This window comes from Sporosarcina sp. Marseille-Q4943 (assembly GCF_943736995.1).
Classification (GTDB): Bacteria; Bacillota; Bacilli; order Bacillales_A; family Planococcaceae; genus Sporosarcina.
This window is the reverse complement of the sequence record NZ_CALSFT010000002.1, coordinates 1,587,605-1,607,500: the sequence shown is the minus strand read 5'-3', so window position 1 is coordinate 1,607,500 and position 19,896 is coordinate 1,587,605. Positions and strand designations below refer to the sequence as shown.

The 19,896-nt window shown below is 45.0% G+C and carries 16 protein-coding genes; 1 reads left to right on the top strand and 15 read right to left on the bottom strand.

Annotated features, from left to right (window positions below; translation table 11 throughout):
• Window positions 1-277 precede the first annotated feature (277 nt).
• The 12 genes from NIT04_RS07895 to NIT04_RS07840 all read right to left on the bottom strand — a co-directional run bounded on the left by NIT04_RS07895 (window position 278) and on the right by NIT04_RS07840 (window position 16,019).
• Complete coding sequence (locus NIT04_RS07895) at window positions 278-718, bottom strand: BrxA/BrxB family bacilliredoxin (protein WP_252503002.1); 441 nt, start codon at window positions 716-718, stop codon at window positions 278-280.
• A gap of 90 nt (window positions 719-808) precedes the next feature.
• On the bottom strand, window positions 809-1,882 hold the full coding sequence (gene meaB / locus NIT04_RS07890) for a methylmalonyl Co-A mutase-associated GTPase MeaB (RefSeq protein WP_252503219.1): 1,074 nt from the start codon (window positions 1,880-1,882) through the stop codon (window positions 809-811).
• A 32-nt stretch (window positions 1,883-1,914) separates the two neighbouring features.
• A complete protein-coding gene (gene scpA / locus NIT04_RS07885) occupies window positions 1,915-4,068 on the bottom strand; it encodes a methylmalonyl-CoA mutase (RefSeq protein WP_252503001.1) in 2,154 nt (717 codons plus the stop codon).
• Window positions 4,065-5,738 (bottom strand): methylmalonyl-CoA mutase family protein, encoded by a 1,674-nt coding sequence (locus NIT04_RS07880; protein ID WP_252503000.1) that lies wholly within the window; start codon window positions 5,736-5,738, stop codon window positions 4,065-4,067. Before NIT04_RS07880 ends, scpA begins: the two co-directional genes overlap by 4 nt.
• 210 nt (window positions 5,739-5,948) lie before the next feature.
• Complete coding sequence (locus NIT04_RS07875; RefSeq protein ID WP_252502999.1) at window positions 5,949-7,259, bottom strand: dihydrolipoamide acetyltransferase family protein; 1,311 nt, start codon at window positions 7,257-7,259, stop codon at window positions 5,949-5,951.
• A 20-nt stretch (window positions 7,260-7,279) separates the two neighbouring features.
• On the bottom strand, window positions 7,280-8,263 hold the full coding sequence (locus NIT04_RS07870) for an alpha-ketoacid dehydrogenase subunit beta (RefSeq protein WP_252502998.1): 984 nt from the start codon (window positions 8,261-8,263) through the stop codon (window positions 7,280-7,282).
• Window positions 8,263-9,270: a thiamine pyrophosphate-dependent dehydrogenase E1 component subunit alpha gene (locus tag NIT04_RS07865; RefSeq protein ID WP_252502997.1), complete on the bottom strand. Its 1,008-nt coding sequence runs from the start codon at window positions 9,268-9,270 to the stop codon at window positions 8,263-8,265. The genes NIT04_RS07870 and NIT04_RS07865 overlap by 1 nt, the downstream gene beginning before the upstream one ends.
• 78 nt (window positions 9,271-9,348) lie before the next feature.
• Window positions 9,349-10,776, bottom strand: a complete 1,428-nt coding sequence (lpdA, locus tag NIT04_RS07860; RefSeq protein WP_252502996.1) for a dihydrolipoyl dehydrogenase — start codon at window positions 10,774-10,776, stop codon at window positions 9,349-9,351.
• Window positions 10,777-10,806: 30 nt separating this feature from the next.
• Window positions 10,807-11,889 (bottom strand): butyrate kinase, encoded by a 1,083-nt coding sequence (gene buk / locus NIT04_RS07855; RefSeq protein ID WP_252502995.1) that lies wholly within the window; start codon window positions 11,887-11,889, stop codon window positions 10,807-10,809.
• A gap of 45 nt (window positions 11,890-11,934) precedes the next feature.
• Window positions 11,935-13,032, bottom strand: a complete 1,098-nt coding sequence (locus tag NIT04_RS07850; RefSeq protein ID WP_252502994.1) for a Glu/Leu/Phe/Val dehydrogenase — start codon at window positions 13,030-13,032, stop codon at window positions 11,935-11,937.
• Window positions 13,033-13,062: 30 nt separating this feature from the next.
• On the bottom strand, window positions 13,063-13,971 hold the full coding sequence (gene yqiS / locus NIT04_RS07845) for a phosphate butyryltransferase (protein ID WP_252502993.1): 909 nt from the start codon (window positions 13,969-13,971) through the stop codon (window positions 13,063-13,065).
• A 14-nt stretch (window positions 13,972-13,985) separates the two neighbouring features.
• The gene (locus NIT04_RS07840; RefSeq protein ID WP_252502992.1) at window positions 13,986-16,019 is read right to left on the bottom strand and encodes a sigma 54-interacting transcriptional regulator; all 2,034 of its coding nucleotides are present in this window, start codon (window positions 16,017-16,019) and stop codon (window positions 13,986-13,988) included.
• 126 nt (window positions 16,020-16,145) lie between these two features.
• Here NIT04_RS07840 and NIT04_RS07835 point away from each other — a divergent pair, with 126 nt between their 5' ends.
• Complete coding sequence (locus NIT04_RS07835; RefSeq protein WP_252502991.1) at window positions 16,146-16,376, top strand: DUF2627 domain-containing protein; 231 nt, start codon at window positions 16,146-16,148, stop codon at window positions 16,374-16,376.
• Window positions 16,377-16,431: 55 nt separating this feature from the next.
• On the opposite strand, the gene NIT04_RS07830 is transcribed toward NIT04_RS07835, so the two are convergent.
• The 3 genes from NIT04_RS07830 to spo0A all read right to left on the bottom strand — a co-directional run bounded on the left by NIT04_RS07830 (window position 16,432) and on the right by spo0A (window position 19,792).
• Window positions 16,432-17,148 carry a glycerophosphodiester phosphodiesterase family protein gene (locus NIT04_RS07830; protein ID WP_252502990.1) on the bottom strand — a complete coding sequence of 239 codons (717 nt, stop codon included), beginning with the start codon at window positions 17,146-17,148 and terminating at the stop codon, window positions 16,432-16,434.
• Window positions 17,132-18,718 (bottom strand): DUF342 domain-containing protein, encoded by a 1,587-nt coding sequence (locus tag NIT04_RS07825; RefSeq protein WP_252502989.1) that lies wholly within the window; start codon window positions 18,716-18,718, stop codon window positions 17,132-17,134. The genes NIT04_RS07830 and NIT04_RS07825 overlap by 17 nt, the downstream gene beginning before the upstream one ends.
• A 285-nt stretch (window positions 18,719-19,003) precedes the next feature.
• Window positions 19,004-19,792, bottom strand: a complete 789-nt coding sequence (spo0A, locus tag NIT04_RS07820; RefSeq protein WP_252502988.1) for a sporulation transcription factor Spo0A — start codon at window positions 19,790-19,792, stop codon at window positions 19,004-19,006.
• Window positions 19,793-19,896 lie beyond the last annotated feature (104 nt).

Genomic DNA, 19,896 nt, shown 5'->3' with positions numbered 1-19,896 from the left:
AGACATTTTCTTTTGACATCTTGTCTTTTTAATGAGGAGTGCTTTTGTTGATTTCCTTTACTGTATGCTTCCCGCGGGTATCACCTCAGTCGCCGCATTCTGCTTTAAGCAACTGTATCTTCAATATAAAAGAATCAGGTAATAAAATTAATGACCGTAGTAGAGTTATTCCCTCAAATCTTCATTCTGAAGTATATATTGAGAAAAAGGTTGGAAATCATTTTGTTTTCCAACCCTTTTGTCTCCACTCTGAAACAGTCCTGGAAGAACTGTTTATTTATACTTCCTCACAATATTCTTCGAATTGGCCTTGCAAATTCGTGACAACGGACATCGGATCATGGCCTTCAATCTCATAGCGTCCGACTTCTGCAACGAGCTTCCCGTCCTTTAATAATGCAAAGGATGGGGAGGACGGAAGATGGTCTTCACCGAATAGCATGCGCGCATAAGCTGTTGCTTCCTTATCTTGACCGGCAAACACAGTGACAAGGTGATCAGGGCGTTTGTCGTAATGGATAGCGTGTGCTGCTGCAGGACGTGCAATTCCCCCTGCGCATCCACAAACTGAGTTCACCATGACAAGTGTCGTTCCTTGGCGTTTGAATGCCGCTTCCACTTCCTCAGGTGTTGTCAGCTGTTCATAGCCGCTAGCTTCCATTTCAGACCGTGCCTGTTTCGTAATATCTTCCATATAAAAATTAAAATCCATTGTCATTCAAATCGGCCCCTTTCAAAATATATTTTCATCATAGCAGTTGGTTGTTACACTTGCAAAAAAGCAGATTTTGTAGAACAAGTAGAATACTTAGTTGTCCATTCTATGCGTGAAGTCATTCATCGGAAGGATGATGTCAACAGCGCTCGCAACTGTCAACTCCCCCGTTTGCAATTGTTTTTCAAGATCGGCGACAAGTTCCTTCTTACCATGTTGCGAATAGAAACTATCGATCAATCGATCCTGGATCATCGAATGGAACCAATCTCTCGTTTGGGCTTGTCTCCGTTCATGCCAGAAGCCGCTGCTTTTCATTTCCTCCTGGAACACATTAATTGTTTCCCATACCGATTCTAAGCCTGTACGTTCGAGCGACGAGACAGGCAATGCCGTCGTCGTCCACCCGGGTGTCGCCGGTTGGAGGAAATGGAGAAGTTGTCTGTATTCCCTTACAGTCTTCTTTGCAAGTTTCAAATTATCGCCATCCGCTTTATGGATGATCATGCAATCCGCCAGTTCCATGATCCCTTTTTTCATGCCTTGCAGCTCGTCGCCGGCTCCTGTCAAAACGAGCAACATGAAGAAGTCGACCATCCCTCTGACAACGGTTTCACTTTGACCGACACCGACTGTTTCAATAAGGATGATCTCATACCCTGCAGCTTCGCAAAGCAACATCGTTTCTCGGGTTTTTTTATGGACGCCTCCGAGGGTTCCGGAAGAAGGAGATGGACGGATGAAGGCGTTCGGATGCTTTGCGAGCGCCTCCATTCTTGTCTTATCGCCCAAAATGCTCCCGCCTGTCACCGTAGAACTCGGATCGATAGCGAGTACAGCCACCTTATGGCCTTCTTGTGCTAATTGAAGTCCGAACGTTTCAATAAAAGTGCTCTTTCCAGCTCCTGGAACGCCTGTTATGCCAATTCGAATGCTCTTCCCTGTTTTCGGCAGCAGTTTCCGCAGCAACTCTTGCCCTGCTTTCTGATCCTGTTCCGCCCGGCTCTCTAAAAGTGTTATCGCCTTGGAAAGATGCAGCCTCGATCCATTGCTGATTTCTTCATGCAAACCATCGATGTCGATTTTCTTTTCTTTTTTCACAAATCGTTTTCGTTTTGGGGCAACCATGCCGTCATGACTTGCCTCGATCCCGTTCATGACATGCATTGCACTGTCGTCCTGTAAACGTTTTTCCTTGCTCACTCCGTCACTTCCTCGTACCCAAGCGCGCGATAGATATCTTCTATTACTTTCTGTGCAGCAACCGGGATGACCGTTCCCGGACCGAAAATGGCCGTCGCGCCGTTTTCTCTCAAAAAATCATAATCTTGAGCAGGGATGACCCCGCCGACAACGATAAGGATATCTTCCCTTCCGATTTTCAAAAGCTCATTCCGCAACGCGGGTACGAGTGTCTTATGTCCAGCGGCAAGCGAACTTACACCGATTACATGGACATCATTTTCAGCCGCCTGTAAAGCGGTCTCTTCAGGAGTTTGGAACAATGGACCGATGTCCACATCGAAACCTAAGTCCGCAAAAGAGGAAGCAATTACTTTCGCGCCGCGGTCATGACCGTCCTGTCCCATTTTTGCGATGAGGATACGTGGACGTCGGCCTTCATGTTCCAGAAACTCATCTGTCATCTCTTTCACTTCTTCAATTTCTTCCGAATTCGAGAAGTTCGAGCTGTAGACGCCGCTCACAGACCGTATAACCGCTTTATGTCTACCCGACACTCTCTCGATTGCATCAGAGATTTCTCCGATTGTTGCCCTGGCTCTCGCTGCTTTAACTGATAACGCTAGAAGATTCCCGTTTCCACTGCGCGCTGCATCCGTTAATGCACCCAAAGCAGAATTAACATCTGCTTCATTTCGTTGTTCTTTCAATTGACGGATACGATCAATCTGCTTTTGGCGAACGACTGTATTGTCGATTTCCAATATATCGATAGGTTCTTCCTTTTCAAGTCGATATTTATTCACTCCAACTATCGTTTCTGTGCGGGAGTCGATTTTCGCTTGACGTTTGGCGGCAGCTTCTTCAATTTTCATCTTCGGCAAGCCGGTTTCAATTGCTTTGGCCATTCCGCCTAAGTCTTCAATTTCTTCAATCAGTTCCCACGCCTTTTCCATCAAATCAGCGGTTAGCCTTTCAACATAATAGGAACCGCCCCATGGATCGATCGTCTTTGTCATATTTGTTTCCTCTTGCAGGAACAGTTGCGTGTTCCGTGCGATTCTTGCGGAGAAATCCGTCGGCAGCGCAATTGCTTCGTCTAGCGCGTTCGTATGCAAGGACTGTGTATGCCCCATCGCTGCAGCATTCGCTTCCACCAATGTACGCGTAACATTATTGAATGGATCCTGTTCGGTCAAACTCCATCCCGATGTTTGAGAATGCGTACGCAAAGCGAGGGATTTAGGATTGGACGGGTTAAAGGATTGCATCATTTGCGCCCAGATTTTGCGTGCCGCCCTCATTTTCGCAATTTCCATGAAATAATTCATGCCGATCGCCCAAAAGAACGACAGACGAGGTGCGAAGGAATCGATGTCGATTCCTGCCTTCAAGCCGGTGCGAACGTATTCAAGCCCGTCCGCCAATGTATAGGCAAGCTCGATATCTGCCGTAGCCCCTGCTTCTTGCATATGGTAGCCCGAAATCGAAATCGAGTTGAATTTCGGCATATATTTGGATGTGTACTCAAATATATCCGCGATAATGCGCATCGACATTTCAGGGGGAAAGATGTATGTGTTCCTTACCATATATTCTTTCAATATATCGTTTTGAATCGTACCCGCAAGCTTTTCAGGAGAAACGCCTTGCTCCTCTGCCGCAATGATGTAAAAAGCCATGATCGGCAAAACGGCCCCATTCATCGTCATCGAAACGGACATCTGGTCAAGCGGGATGCCGTCAAATAGGATTTTCATATCTTCAACGGAGTCGATTGCTACTCCCGCTTTACCGACATCGCCTGTCACCCTAGGATGATCGGAGTCATATCCGCGGTGTGTCGCCAAGTCAAAAGCGACAGACAGACCTTTTTGCCCCATCGCCAAATTCCTTCGATAAAATGCATTACTCTCTTCGGCAGTCGAGAAACCGGCATATTGGCGGACAGTCCAAGGGCGTGCAACGTACATCGTCGGGTATGGGCCTCTCGTATTCGGGGCGATGCCCGGCATGTCCTCCAAGTGATCTACACCTTCTATATCCTCACTCGTGTATTCTGATTTGATGGAAATTCCCTCATTTGTAAGGAAAGGTGTTTCGTTTACGGAAGGGTTTTTAGGAATGTTTATCTTACTGATGTCTACCTTGTTGAAATCGGGTTTATTCATTTTTGGAGCCCTCCTTGCCACGAATTCAAGATGTTTTGCAGTTTTTCAATTTTATCTTGACCGTTGAAGATCAAGCCGTTAAGGCCTTTTTGCTTCCAAATAAGCAATGTTTCATCATCGATTCTTCCCGCCACATCAAGCAATATTCCCGCAGGCATTTGAGTAAGGAGATTTTCCATGGCGTTCGATACAATCTCTTCATGACCACAGACAATTGCGTAATCCGGTTTTTCACTTTTTATCCATTCAATTGCTTGCTCAACACTTTCGAATGCAGGGCTCCAATCGCTTCTAATTCCACCAGACGCCAAGAATCCCGTCACGAAATCTGCCCGTGGCTTGAAGTCTTTCAGTTTGCCGAATGTCAGTATGACAGTTTTTGGCTGATTTTCACTAAATGAATAACGGAGTTTTTCGAAAGGTTCGGCCAATCGGTCGACTTTATCAATGCCATTCCAATCATCAAAGTTTATCGCTGTAAGTTCTGCGTACACATTTGTACCAATGAGTGCTTTTTTGCCTGTAGCCGTTTCAGTTTGCAGTTTACCTAATTTCTCCTGCAATCGGCCGCTCTCATAGAAACGTTCGATACCGCCTTTGCTCTCGATTTCAAGAAACAGTTTCCAAGACTTTTCGACAAGCTCTTCCGTCAGCTTTTCAATAAAATACGAACCACCAGCGGGGTCAAGAACTTTTTCCACATGGGTTTCTTCCTTTAGAATGAGCTGCATATTGCGGCTATACCGGATCGAGCTTGCGTTTGGCCCGGTCAGTATATCGTGAGGGTGAGCTTGTATAATATCAGCTCCCCCTAAAATGGCGGCGAAAGTCTCATTCCCTGCACGGAGCAAGTTGACGTATGGATCAAGCTTCGAAAAAGAGCGTAAAGATGTTACTGCCATCACAGGTATTAATGGTAGTTCCTCGACATCATACGCATGCGCGAACGCTTGCCATAACACTCGAAATGCTCTTAGTTTAGCGATCTCCATGAAAAAATGAGTGTCAATCGGAAAACGGACATAGAAGTTGTCAGCGAATGTTTGGAAGCTATCATAGCTTCCAGCAATTCGGGAAGCTTCCGCCAATGCGATTGCTAGCTCAGTGACCGCATCTGCGCCTTCATGGTGAGCTTTCCATAAATCAGCTCCTGCAGTCCGGATGTTTTTATATCCAACCGGAATCGTCCAGTCATTCACTTGAACGATACCGGTTACAGCTTCCCGAACTTCATGGTGTACAAAATCAAATGCCCTTAAAATCGGATCATCATTGCTGACGTTGTAAAGGAAAATTGGATATTGTGATATGAATGAAGACAATTGCAAGAGCTGATCGTCGTTCCAGTTAAATTGGTTCATACCGTCATATACAATCGCTTCATTCCCCTTATCAATCGAATCCTCCAATTGTTCCAGGAAATCAGCCTCGTCGCTTGCAATCGTCTGCTGCGCAATGATCCAACCGGCATTTCGTTTCATTGATCCGACTACCGAAGAGCTGTCAAGAGCTGCTCTTTCAAAATAGAGTGGTTGTAAATCAATGCCTTCCAATGTCTCTGTCGTCAATTGTTCGTATGGCTTCCCTTTCAAGGAATCGACGGCAAGTTTTTTCCATTGTTTAAAGTCTGATTTTAGAAAGGTAGTTTTTTTCATTTTATCAACTGTCATTTAGTTTGCTCCTTTCGTTAAGCAGGATAGAGAAGGTCTTATGAGCTGTTCCATAATTATGTATAGTACATCAAATTATATTTCACTACTTATTAGTTTACCTGACTTGCCAATTGTTTGAAAGCTCTAAAGGGGAAATGAAGAGCTGCCTGAAATCCATATAACAAAAAGCCGTCCCTCTTATAGTTAGAAGGACAGCTTTCTATTTCGTCAATAGACCGATGTATTACTTTCGGTAATATTTTCAAGGATTTCTTTAACACGTGCAAGGAAGCGGCCTGCCACTAATCCATCAAGTACACGGTGGTCAAGTGATAGACAGAGGTTGACCATATCGCGCACCGCAATCATTCCGCCGTTCATGACAACAGGACGTTTAACAATGGATTCGACTTGCAGGATTGCAGCTTGCGGGTAGTTGATGATCCCCATCGATTGGATGGAGCCGAAAGAGCCGGTATTGTTGACGGTGAATGTCCCGCCTTGCATCTCATCGGATTTCAACTTGCCTGAACGAACTTTGGATGCGAGCTCATTGATTTCCCGGCCGATTCCCTTAATCGTTTTTTCATCAGCGTGTTTTATGACCGGTACATAAAGTGCATCTTCCGTAGCAACTGCAATGGAGATGTTAATGTCTTTTTTCTGGATGATCTTATCTCCCGCCCACATGGAATTCATCATTGGGAATTCCTTTAAAGCTTGGGAGACCGCCTTCACGAAGAAAGCGAAATAAGTCAAATTGAAGCCTTCCTTCTGCTTGAAATCATTTTTCAAAGAGTCACGGTATTGGACTAGGTTTGTTACGTCCACTTCAATCATCGTCCACGCATGCGGTGCTTCGTGTTTTGAGCGGAGCATATTTGTGGCTATCGCACGGCGAACTCCCGTGATCGGAATTTCGATATCACCTGCAGCAGTCGACACAGATGCTTGATCCGCCGCTTTACCTGCAGATGCACTTTGTGCGGGAGCTGAAACATGCTGTTCAACACTTTTCGGCGCCTGTTCGATTTGTACCGTTTCTGCGGTTGGTATTTCCCCGCTGTCGATTATTCTTTGGATATCTTTCCGTGTAATGCGTCCTTCCTTTCCGGAGCCTTGGACAAGGGAAAGATCAATACTATGTTCTTGTGCCAATCTCATCACTGCCGGTGAAAAGCGAGCTGCTCCTACCTCGCGTTTAATAGGTGCGGCAGGTTTTCGGGAGCCGGTTGCCGGCATTTTATTTGCCGGTTCTTCATTAGCAGGAACCGCTTCCACAGGAGCCTCTGCGCCTCCTTCCGTTTCAATCGTACAAACGACGACTCCAACTTCTACTGTTTCGCCTTCTTGAACAATGATTTCCTTGATCGTTCCAGCGAATGAGGAAGGGATTTCAGCAGTCACTTTGTCCGTGTTCACTTCTGCCAAAGGATCGTATTTATTGACAGTATCCCCCGGCTTAACGAGCCATTTTTCAATCGTTCCTTCTGTAACACTCTCTCCGAGTTTTGGCATTTCTATGTTTTCAATTGTCATGTCATTTACCTCCTCTCCGATTAAAATTCTGCAAGCTCACGTGCAGCTTTTTCAACTTTATCCGGGTTGACCATAAAGAACTTCTCCATTGTCGGTGCATATGGCATAGCTGGAATGTCAGGACCCGCAAGACGTTTGATAGGTGCATCAAGTTCAAAAAGGCAGTTTTCTGCAATAATTGCAGAAACCTCACTCATAATGCTACCTTCCAAATTGTCTTCAGTGACGAGCAGCACTTTCCCTGTTTTGGAAGCTGCTTCAATGATCGCTTCTTTATCCAGCGGATAAACCGTGCGCAAGTCAAGAATATGAGCAGAAATGCCATCTTCAGCCAGTCTTTCAGCCGCTTGCAAGGCGAAATGTACGCATAGGCCGTAAGTGATGATCGTAATATCATCCCCTTCGCGCTTCACATCCGCTTTACCGATAGGCAGTACGTATTCTTCTTCAGGGACTTCCCCTTTGATTAAACGGTAAGCCCGTTTATGCTCAAAGAAGAGTACAGGATCGTCGTCTCTGATTGCCGCTTTCAACAAACCTTTCGCGTCGTAAGGAGTCGAAGGAATGACAATTTTCAAGCCTGGTGTGCTTGCGAACATCGACTCGACAGATTGGGAATGGTATAGTGCTCCGTGGATACCACCACCGAACGGGGCACGAATAACAATTGGACAAGACCAGTCGTTATTGGACCGATAGCGGATTTTGGCTGCTTCGGAGACGATTTGGTTTACAGCTGGCATGATGAAATCTGCGAACTGCATTTCAGCGATTGGACGCATTCCATACATGGCAGCTCCAATTCCGACGCCCGCAATTGCAGATTCTGCAAGAGGCGTATCAAGTGCACGGTATTCTCCGAATTGGTCATACAAGCCAGTCGTCGCTTTAAAAACGCCGCCTTTCCTTCCAACGTCTTCTCCAAGAACGAATACATTTTCGTCTCTTTCCATCTCTTCTTTCATGGCAAGTGTAATTGCATCAATGTACGAAATGACGGCCATTATTCGTTCCCCCCTTCTTCTTTATAAACATGGCGAAGCGCATATTCAGGCTCTGCATACGGAGCTTTTTCCGCATAGTCGGTCGCTTCATTGACAATTGCCATAATGCGTTCTTCCATCTCTTTTTCATAAGCATCATCAATGACGCCAGCTTCTCTCAAATAAGCCGCAAACTTAGGGATCGGGTCATGTTTCCGTTCGTTTTCAAGCTCTTCCGGATCCCGATAGAGGCGGTGATCATCATCTGAAGAGTGGGCTGTCAGTCGGTAACAGATCGTTTCAACGAGGCTCGGACCTTCTCCGTTTCGGGCACGATCGGCCGCTTCCTTCACGACACGATATACCTCTAGCGGATCTGTCCCGTCGACTGTTACGCCGGGCATTCCGTACCCTATCGCACGGTCGGAAACATTTTCACAAGCCAACTGCTTTTCAACAGGTACTGAAATCGCATACTTGTTGTTTTCCACCATGATAACTGTCGGCAGTTTGTGGACGCCGGCAAAGTTCATCCCTTCATGGAAATCACCTTGGTTGGAAGACCCTTCTCCTAACGTGACGAATGTGATGAAGTCCTCGTTTTTCATTTTTGCTGCCAGCGCAACTCCTACAGCATGAGGAAGCTGCGTAGTCACCGGGGATGAGCCCGTCAAGATACGATTTTTTCGTTGTCCGAAATGACCAGGCATTTGGCGACCGCCGGAGTTCGGATCTTCCGCTTTTGCAAAAGCAGACAGCATCAGCTCCTTCGGTGTCATGCCAAAATGAAGCACAACGCCCATATCACGGTAATATGGAGCAATCCAATCCTTATCTTTATCGAGTGCATACGCAGCTCCAGCTTGAGCCGCCTCCTGCCCTTGACATGATATGACAAACGGGATTTTACCTGCACGATTCAAAAGCCACATACGTTCATCCAAACGTCGTGCCATGACCATCGTTTCATATATTTCCAATACATCCTCATTCGTCAATCCCAATTCTTCATGACGTGATTTAGTCATGTTTTAAACCCCCTTCTTTTTAAAGTCAAATGACCGGACCGGAAAGGAATTTCTTAAATTCATTTCCGATCATTACGATTACATATGAATTGCAATACCATCCACTGATAGCGCTGCTTCACCGATCACTTCGGACAACGATGGATGTGGATGGATTGTTGAAGCCACTTCCCACGGAGTCGCATCGAGGACCATTGCGAGTCCTGCTTCCGAAATCAAATCAGTTACTTGACCTCCGATCATATGGAAACCTAAAATATCATCCGATTTCTTATCGGCGATAATTTTCACGAATCCGTCGGCATTGCCATTTACAAGCGCCTTGCCAATTGCAGCAAACGGGAATTTACCTACCTTGACGTCAAACCCTTGTTCCTTAGCCTGCGCTTCCGTAAGACCGACACTTGCAGCCTCAGGACTTGAATAGATGCATCGGGATATGTTCGTGTAATTGATCGGTTCAGTCGCGCGTCCTGCGATATGTTCTACTGCTGCTATGCCTTCATGGGAAGCTACATGAGCTAGCTGAAGCCCACCGATCACATCACCGATTGCGTAAATATGGCTTTCCTTCGTCTGATACGTCGGCTTCGTTTGAATATAACCGTTTTCGATTTGTATTTCTGTATTCTCGATGCCGATTCCTTCGACATTAGCTTGGCGTCCAACTGAAACGAGCATCTTCTCTGCGGTAAATTCCTTCATTTCGCCTGCTACTTCAGCGGAAACCGTGACAGATTTCTCTGTTTTTGTAACACTGTCGGGTGCCACTTTCGCCCCTGTCACAAAAGTAATTCCCTTTTTAGTTAGGAGCTTTTTCATTTCCTTCGATATATCTTCATCTTCCGTAGGAATGATTCGGTCCGCATATTCAATTACAGTGATTTCCACACCAAAATCACTCAACATCGATGCCCATTCGATTCCGATGACACCGCCTCCAACAATGAGCATCGATTTCGGAAGTTCAGTCATTTTCAGAGCTCCGTCCGAAGAAAGGACCTTTTGTTCATCGATCTCCAAACCCGGTAACGTCCGGGGTCTCGAACCGGTAGCAATGATCAAGTTTTTCAAGATGAGCATTTCATTCTCTTCCCCGTTATTCATTTCAACTGATATGGTACCCGGCATAGGAGAAAAGATGGACGGGCCCAACATGCGGCCGTGTCCTTCATAGACATCAATTTTCCCTTTTTTCATTAGTCCAATGACACCCTTGTGCAATTGTTGAACGATTTCATCTTTCCTTGCTTGGACACGTTCAAAATTCAAAGATGTGCCATTCGTATCCACGCCGAAGTGGGCTGCTTCATTTTTTGTCATTTGATATACTTCTGCACTTTTCAATAAGGCTTTGCTCGGGATGCAGCCTTTATGCAAGCAAGTCCCGCCAAGAGCATCCTTTTCCACAAGAGCAGTCTTAAGGCCTAATTGTGCGGCGCGTATAGCAGCGACGTAGCCGCCGGTACCTCCACCTAAAATTACTACATCATATTCGTTTGCCATCAGTAATCATGGCCTCCTCTTCGCTATCCATTAGGACGGATAGGTTTTTGCTTGCTCTTCCCCAATCATGACCCGTAGAGCCCCTTCCGCAAGGGCTTGCAGCTCGTCTTCACCCGGATATGTTACTACTTTGGATATCCACTCAACTCGGTTTTTGATCATTTCTACATATTCCTTGCCGTATGCGAGGCCGCCAGTCAATATAATGGCATCGACTTTGCCTTCGAGCACGGTTGCAGCACTTCCAATCTCTTTTGCGACTTGATAAGCCATCGCTTCATAGAGCAGTGCTGCTTTCTCGTCGCCGGCTTCTATCCTTTTTTCTACATTGACAGCGTCGTTTGTTCCTAAATAGCCGACGAGGCCACCCTGCCCGACAAGTTTTGCCATTATTTCTTTTCTGAAATAAGTTCCTGAATAGCATAGATCGACCAACTCGCCGATCGGAACCGTTCCTGCCCGTTCTGGACTGAACGGCCCGTCTCCATGCAGGCCGTTATTCACGTCTATCACTTTGCCGTAACGGTGTGCTCCAACAGTTATGCCGCCTCCCATATGAGTGACGATCAATCGGAGCTCATTATAGCTTTTACCGATCTGTTTCGCATATCTTCTGGCAACCGCTTTCTGGTTGAGTGCGTGGAAAATCGACTTTCTGCTGATCGGTGCAAATCCTGAAATACGGGCGATCGGTTGCATCTCATCGACAACTACCGGGTCGACGATAAAGGCAGGGATCCTTGCATCAGAAGCAATTTCATTCGCAAGGATACCGCCAAGATTGGAAGCATGCTGACCGGAAAATCCCTTTTTCAAGTCGTTGAGCATTTCTTCATTGACGTTATATGTACCTCCCGAAATCGGTCGGAGTAATCCGCCTCTTCCACAGACAGCATCCAAATCCGTCAATTGGATGCCGCCAGCGTTCAACGAAGAGAGGATGACATCTTTTCGAAAACTGTACTGATCGATGACAGAAGCGAATTGTGCAAGCTTTTCCGCTTGATGCCTCAATGTGTCTTCAAAAATATTTTTTTCATTATCGTACACACCGATTTTCGTTGATGTAGATCCGGGATTGATGACTAGAATCCGGAAGCTTTTCTTTTGCACAGGCCATCCCTCCTATCGGTCTGTACGTAAATTTCTTTGGTAATATTATTTTTTTCGATTAAGAACGCTTTTTTCCTTTTGCAGGAATTGGCCACGTGATTTGGCAACCCGTGCGATCCGTTCCTCTGCAAGACGATCAGCCGCAACATAGGAAGGGATGTTATCACGCTTGGAGATTGCGAAAATCTTTTCAATTGTATCGTAAATGCCCGCTACCCGTTTCAATGCCCGTTCCCGGTTGTAGCCTGCAAGCTCATCTGCCACATTGATGACGCCGCCTGAGTTGATGACATAGTCGGGTGCGTAGACGATGCCCATTTCATGGATGGTATCGCCATGCTCCGGATTTTTCAATTGATTATTCGCTGAACCTGCGATCACTTTCACTTTGAATTGAGGAATCGTTTCGTCATTGATGATTGCTCCTAATGCACACGGTGCGAAAATATCCGCATCTTGCGAATAGATTTCATCCGTTTCGACAGCGGTTGCACCAAAAGCCTCAACGGCGCGTTGGACCGCTTCCTTATTAATATCGGTGACAATGAGCTTTGCACCTTCTTCATGCAAGTATTCACAAAGCTTATAAGCAACGTTTCCGACGCCTTGTACTGCAACCGTCCTGCCTTCAAGGGAATCATTTCCGAATGCTTCCTTAGCCGCAGCCTTCATCCCTTTGTATACACCGAACGCCGTTACAGGGGACGGGTTGCCCGATGAACCGAACTCCGCGGAAACGCCTGTTACATAATCTGTTTCCAAATGGATCAGATCCATATCCTCTTCTGTCGTGCCAACGTCCTCCGCAGTAATATATCTTCCGTTCAACCCTTCAATGAATCGGCCGAATGCGCGGAACATCTCTGGGTTTTTATCCGTTTTCGGATTACCGATGATAACTGTCTTGCCGCCGCCTAAATCAAGTCCTGCCGCTGCATTTTTATAAGTCATTCCTTTTGCTAATCGGAGTGCATCCTCGATTGCTTCTTCTTCACTTGCGTATGTCCACATGCGGGTGCCGCCTAGAGCAGGACCTAATGTTGTATCGTGGATTGCGATGATTGCCTTCAATCCTGAAGTTTTATCTTGGCAAATAACCAACTGTTCGTAATCGTGAGTTTCCATATATTTAAAAATTTCCATGATGCGTTTCCTCCTCCGGAATATCCGTTTTTAGTTTTTTGATGTCTGTATGGCTAATGCCAATGAATAAAGCTTGCTTTCTGCGCTATCTGACCTCGATGTCAGTACAATCGGAGCCTTTGCGCCTTGTATGATGCCGCCGACTTTCGCCTTTGCGAAATACATGAGTGATTTATATAATATATTTCCGGCTTCAATTGAAGGCACTACAAGAATATCGGCTAATCCCGCAGTTTCGCTCGTAATCCCTTTGTGTTTTGCAGATTCGATGGACACCGCATTATCCAAGGCAAGAGGACCGTCAATGACACAATCCTTAATCTGCCCTCTTTGATTCATGACGACAAGCGATGCTGCATCGGTTGTGGGCACCATCACCGGGTTGATCGTTTCGATCGCTGCAAGCGGGGCGACAATCGGCATTTCCACACCGCATGCCTTTGCAGCAGCTACTGCGTTCCGTATGATTTGCGCTTTTTCTTCCAAGTTAGGCGCAATATTCATGCCTGCATCTGTGACGAAAAGCAACCGATCATAGCCGTCCACTTCAAATGCAGCAACATGGGACAATACTTTCCCGGTCCGCAACCCGTAATCTCCATTTAAAACGGCTTTCAGGATGATAGCGGTCGGCAAGTTGCCTTTCATTAAAACCTGTGCATCACCGCTTGATACGGCACGTACAGACTTTTCAGCCGCCTCTTCCTTGCTGTCGACGTGTATAAGAGTGATGTATGGATGTCCGTCCAATTCAGGAAAATGATCTTTGATTGTTAGACGTAATCGTTCTTCATCATCAAAGAGTAGAAAAGATGCGATTCCTTTCATAATTGCCATTTCCACTGCTTCAAGGACTCCCCTATCCGCGGCGCATGCGACGGACACGACGTGCGTTCCGGAAGAAGCCGTTTTTTCAACCAAAGCATCTAGTGATGACATATCAGCAGCCTCCTTCAAATGAGTTTGTATTTCTCCAGTTTGTAATATAAGGAGCGCAATGATATTCCTAGACGGCTCGCTGTCAATGATTTGTTACCGTCATGTTCATCCAAAGCCTTTTCAAGCACTGTTCTTTCGTAATCGTCCATTATCGAAGCTAAAGTGCTTTTTTCAGTGAGAATATCCTCGCCTGTTTTCACTTCATTCGTGAAAAGCGACCGTCTTATATCTTCTTCCCCGATAACGGATGATCCATGCTTCATAAAAATCATCGCACGACTTAACACGTTTTCGAGTTCTCGCACGTTGCCCGGCCATTCGTATTTCTGTAACTTCGCCATAGCTTCATCAGATATTTTTTCTACATTCATGCCAAACTCCTGATTAAGCTTCTCCAAGAGATGAAGAGCCACTTCAGGTATATCCACTTTTCTCGTCCGTAATGGTGGAATTTGAATAGACAAACGGTTTAGCACATAATACAAATCCATATTAAAGGTGCCTTCATGAATTGCCTTCTCAAGGTTTTTAGAAGTGGCCACTATGATTCGCGCTGTATTTGCAGAACTTCGGCCATCCACTCGTTTCATTGAAAGCTGCAAGTATTCGAGAAGTCTTGATTGGACAGATAAAGGCAAATCAGTCACTTCATCCAGTAGGAGAGTTCCTTCCCTAGCCTCTTCCAATAGTCCTACTCTGATTGATGTACCAGTGTTATGACTACCGCTATCTCCGAACAACTCCTTCTCAATAACGGCGGGATCAATTGCACCGCAGTTCATTCGGATGAATTTATTCGATTTTCTTTCACTTCCGCTATGGATGGCGTTTGCAAATAATTCTTTCCCTGAGCCCGCTTCTCCTCGCAACATGACAGGGATATCCGATTTCGAGGCGATTCGTGCCTGGTCGACTGCAAGGCCGATATCCGGAGAGCTTCCATGGATATCGTCAAATGTGTAAGTTGACTCCAATTTACGAATCGTTTGTCTGGCCCAATCCAATTCTTTCATGAGACTTCGCATTTCGGTTATATCATGGATGACTCCAATGCTGCCCTTTATTTGCTGATCGACGATGATTGGAGCGACATTAACGATTACATCCCGATTGCCTTCCCCAATCCTCATACTTACTCCGCGGACCGGTTTTTTCGTCTTTAACACTTTCATATGGATGCTTTCGCCTTCATTTATATCGACCGTTGCCGGTTTACCGATTACCTCATCTTCAGATAGGCCAGTGATACGCGTATACGCTGGGTTGACAAGTACGCCATTCCCTTTTTCATCAACTACTGAAATTGCGTCATCACTCGAATGAATGATTGCTTCCAGCATCGTTTTCACCGACTTTAAATCCGTGATTTCCTCAGCAAGTTTGAGAACCTCCGATACATCCTTAAAAATCGCAAATGCGCCGAAGGTTTTTCCTTCTGCAGAAACGAGCGGATAACGGGAACTGACAATTTTCACCCCGTTCGGCAAAATCAATTCTTCATTCATCTCAGGGTTTCCGGATGTAAGTACCCTGACCAATTTGCTTTCCGGGATGATATCCAAAATCGAGTTGCCAATTGCGTCAAAATCAGAAACTTCTAACATTTTGCAAGCGCTTTCATTAATAAAATCAATAATGCCCTCTTGATCGATTCCAATCATGCCTTCATCGATTGAATTAAAAATGAGCCGTTGTCTATCCATTTCGGTTTGAATTTTCCCGATGAATTGATCATTCTCATTCAAGAGGTCAACGAGCAGATTCGCGACGGATCCCGGAATCAATAACGTATGCATTTGAATGCTCTTCATTAATTCATTGAAAACCGTGTTATCCCCTGTTACATCAAAAACTATCTGGACTTCATCGGTCAAGAACGGCTTCCAATCGGAACCATGCGAGATTCCTAGCTTCTTAGCGATTACAAGTCCCGGTGCCTGTTCATCAATATCGACAATTGCCGACACATTCATGAAATTCGAGTTTAAGAGCAAGTTTAATATTTTCGTGCCCCCAGAGCCCGCTCCAACAATGAGTACATTTTGCAAGGATATTCAATCTCCTTTTAGCACCATGCAATCTTTTGCAAATCTATAATCATCATACACGATTGCTCTGTTCTTGACAATAATTGTTGAGCAGGTAAAATTAAATTTGGTAAGGAGATTGATATTATGGCTCGTATGGCGGCATTCATAGTACTATTGATTCCCATTCTTATCACGGCTGGCGGCATTAAGCTCATGCGTGATTCACTTTTCGGAATCCAATTTAATCCATTCCCTTTCATCTGGCTTCAATTCACGGTCGGCTTCCTCATGTTCGGTGCGGGTCTCGCATTTTTTGCAGGGTTCCTTCTGCGTCGTGATCGCCGGAAAGGACGGGTACAAGAGCGTTTCAAGTAGTAATTCTATTGAAATAAAAAGGACATTGGCCGATTTTTGCCAATGTCCTTTTCTTCTATTTTTTGAACCTGCCAGGGTAGTCAGTTATCCAACCATCTATGTACGAAGGTGGTTGAGAAGCGATTATCTCCTTGCCAGTCATACCATATACCCTCAATTTCTTTCCACTTGCAATAAGCGCTCCAATATATGGCTCTTTCAGCAGACGCTTGTGGAAATTGAATCCATCCACGTAATGATAGTTCTCCAAGCTGTTCCATTCCGTAGTCTTTCTTTTTACAAGTAAAGCCGTTTCGATTGCCCGTTCCATAGTCTTTGTCTTTTTAAGGATTTCCGGATCAAATGAAGAAATATGGACATTATCCAACATGACAGCCATATCGATAATCTTCCTTAAAAATTCCGGTCTTTCGGAAACTGTCTCTTTCAACTCGATGTTCAAAGCTAAGCGATTCAATTCGCAGAATGAAACGGCTTCCCGCAATGTCGGGATGCGATGCCCGAGAAAGCGCCTGAAATACTTCCTTCCAACATTTATGTTTTCCAGTTCACTAAAATGTAGAGAAGAAATTCGCTTCCGTATTCCGGAAATTCTATAAAGGTCCACGTCATGGACAACTACGGGCACTCCGTCCGCTGTCAATTGAATATCCAGTTCGATGCCGTCCGCCCTTTGCCTTACCGCTTCCTTGAACGCACTCATCGTATTTTCAAAACAGATGCCCGAAGCGCCCCTATGCGCGAACACTGTCGGTTTATACATTGAGGACATTATCGACAACTTCAAATACACCTTTCGTCGTTTTATTTAACAAGCTTGACTTTGCACCAATCTGAATGATGACACCAGGATAAGCTTCACGCGTAATTTCAATTTGCGGGGGTGTAGCCGTTTTTATCTTATAGAGCCCTGCCTGGATTTCACGGTCGAGTTCAAACATCATATCTCTGCTCGCCCTCAGTGTCTTTTTCAGTTTTTCGTATGCTTCCGCTTGTTCTCCACGCAATTGATTTGACTGGGCACCTTCGATCATCGACAATTGTGATTCGAGGTTTCCTGCTGTTTTTTGCAACTCTTTCAATTCTAGAGCCATTTGCTGAATCTCTTGATAAATCAAATCCTTATCGATTCCTTTCGCCTGTAAATGAGTCGTTCTTTCATGTGCATTACCAGCGAATCCGCATTCAATCCTGAAAAGCGCTTCGATGTGTCCACCAATAATCTTTCCCCTGTTTTTATCAACGGAAACCGTTTCACCGACTACGTCAGAGCCCAATATGTACAAGCCTACGTGAATGTTTTTAGCAAAGAGCTTGCAATTGTTTGCATGTTTAATGAATATGTCGCCACTAGCTTCTATAAGTGAAATGTCCCCTCCGAAGACGCCGCCTTTAATATATAGATCCCCTTCGGATGAACAGATCTCCTTTGCATTTGTGACACCTTCGTTCCCTTCGATTGAGATATCACCGGTTGCATTCACAGAGTATCCCGCCATGACAGTTCCATGCACTGTCACCGCTCCGTCAAATGTGATGGAACCTGTTTCAGGCCCAACATCGCCATTGATGATTAAATGCTTTCCGACACTAACAATATCATCTATGAATTCAAGCGCCCCTCCGAACAGGGCTCGGAGGACAACTTTCCCTTGTTCTTCGACTTCAACGACAGACTTTCTGTCATATTGAAGTTTCGCATCGTCGCCGCGCATGGCGACTACAACTCCTCCGAAAATATCCTTCCCGGGAACGCCATCCGTGGGCGGTATTTTTTCACCTAACCAATCACCTTCTGCCACATGCGTGACGAAGTTCATTTCATAATAATCCGCCAAGCCGTCTTCGCGTATTACTGGCTTTTTCTCTGGCTTTTTTAAATATGTAATTTGGGCATCAGCGCCCTTTTCCGGCTCCCGTCCTAACGCTGCTATGACGGCACGTCCCGGGAACAGATCTGTTTCAGTTAACTCAATTATGCCGAATACGATACCATGGTCGTCCAGTGATTTTCTCACAAGTTGAAGCAATCGATGTTTTTCCAATTGGAATTCAGTTATTGTCATATTGATAATAATTTCGGCTTTCATCTTGTCAGGAGAAACGATCACTTCGACAAGCGGTAAGAAATAACCGATTTTATGTCCATTTCCAACTTCCGTAAGGCCTTTTCTCAAAGCTGGAAAAGAGGAAATTTTGACTCTTGGGTTTTGATTTGTAATCATATCAAACGATTTCAAAGGAAAACCGGTTTTTTTCAAGTCGAGCATTACATCTTCTCCTGCTACGTATAGATCAAAAAATACATTTTGAACAAGCAATTCAACACCTCGTTTACACATTAACTCCCCTCCCTATTATAAAGTTAAAATAATATTTCCACAATGAGTTATTTAGGACACTCGAGAAATACTGTGCCGAGTTTTTTCTTTCCTCTTTTCACCTCAATTATTGTCCATCAAGCGACGTACAGACGAAGTTTTTCAGAAAAAGTTTCAAACTGTTTTTTAACGTAAAAAACCAATGAATGCAACTATTCATCGGCTTTTTGAGTATGAGTTTATAGGCTTTGAAATTGAAGTGTAGTATGAATGCCAGAGATCTGTCGGTTTACGAATCCTTTAAGCTTAGCTTGCTACGTGCTCCAGACGGATCTTATCTGCGATCATTGCGATGAATTCTGAATTCGTCGGCTTGCTTTTCAAATGGTGGACTGTGTAACCGAATGTTTTGGAAATGACGTCGTAATTCCCACGGTTCCAAGCAACTTCAATAGCATGCCTGATAGCCCTCTCGACACGGGATGGGGTTGTTTTATATTTCTCTGCAATATCCGGATAAAGAACCTTCGTGACAGAACCAAGGAGATCGACGTCCGTATAGACCATTTGGATGGCCTCTCTTAAGAATGCATAACCTTTAATATGGGCGGGTACACCAATTTCTTTAATAATCGATGTAATGGTCGTGTCAAGCGCTCTTTGTGACATCGTTGCATCCGCTTCAACCGGCTTTTGAACAACCGGTTTCGACTGCTTTTGCGTCCCTGAAATTTGAAAGATTTGTGATACCAGTCGGTCAAATTCAAAAGGTTTCAACATGAAATAGGAAGCACCCAATCCCCCCGCCTGTGCCATTACGTCCTCTTGCCCGAATGCCGTCAACATGATAATATGCATATCGGATAATGCCGGATCCTTTTTTATCGTATCCAATACCGCAATCCCATCCAAATGTGGCATGATAATGTCCAATAGCAGCAAATCGGGTTTATTCTCCTGTAGCATAGATAGACAGACTTTGCCGTTATGCGCTGTCCAAATTACTTCCAATTCAGGATGTTGCTCAAAATATGCATCCATTGTGTTAACCAGTTCTTTATTGTCGTCCGCAATTGCAATCCTTACTTTCCCCATCCCATTTTCCCCCTACTCGTTTTTCATCCATGAAATGATTACCATAGATATATTATTCGCATGAAAACGAACTGCTGTAAAGGAAAAATTCGACAAACAATTGA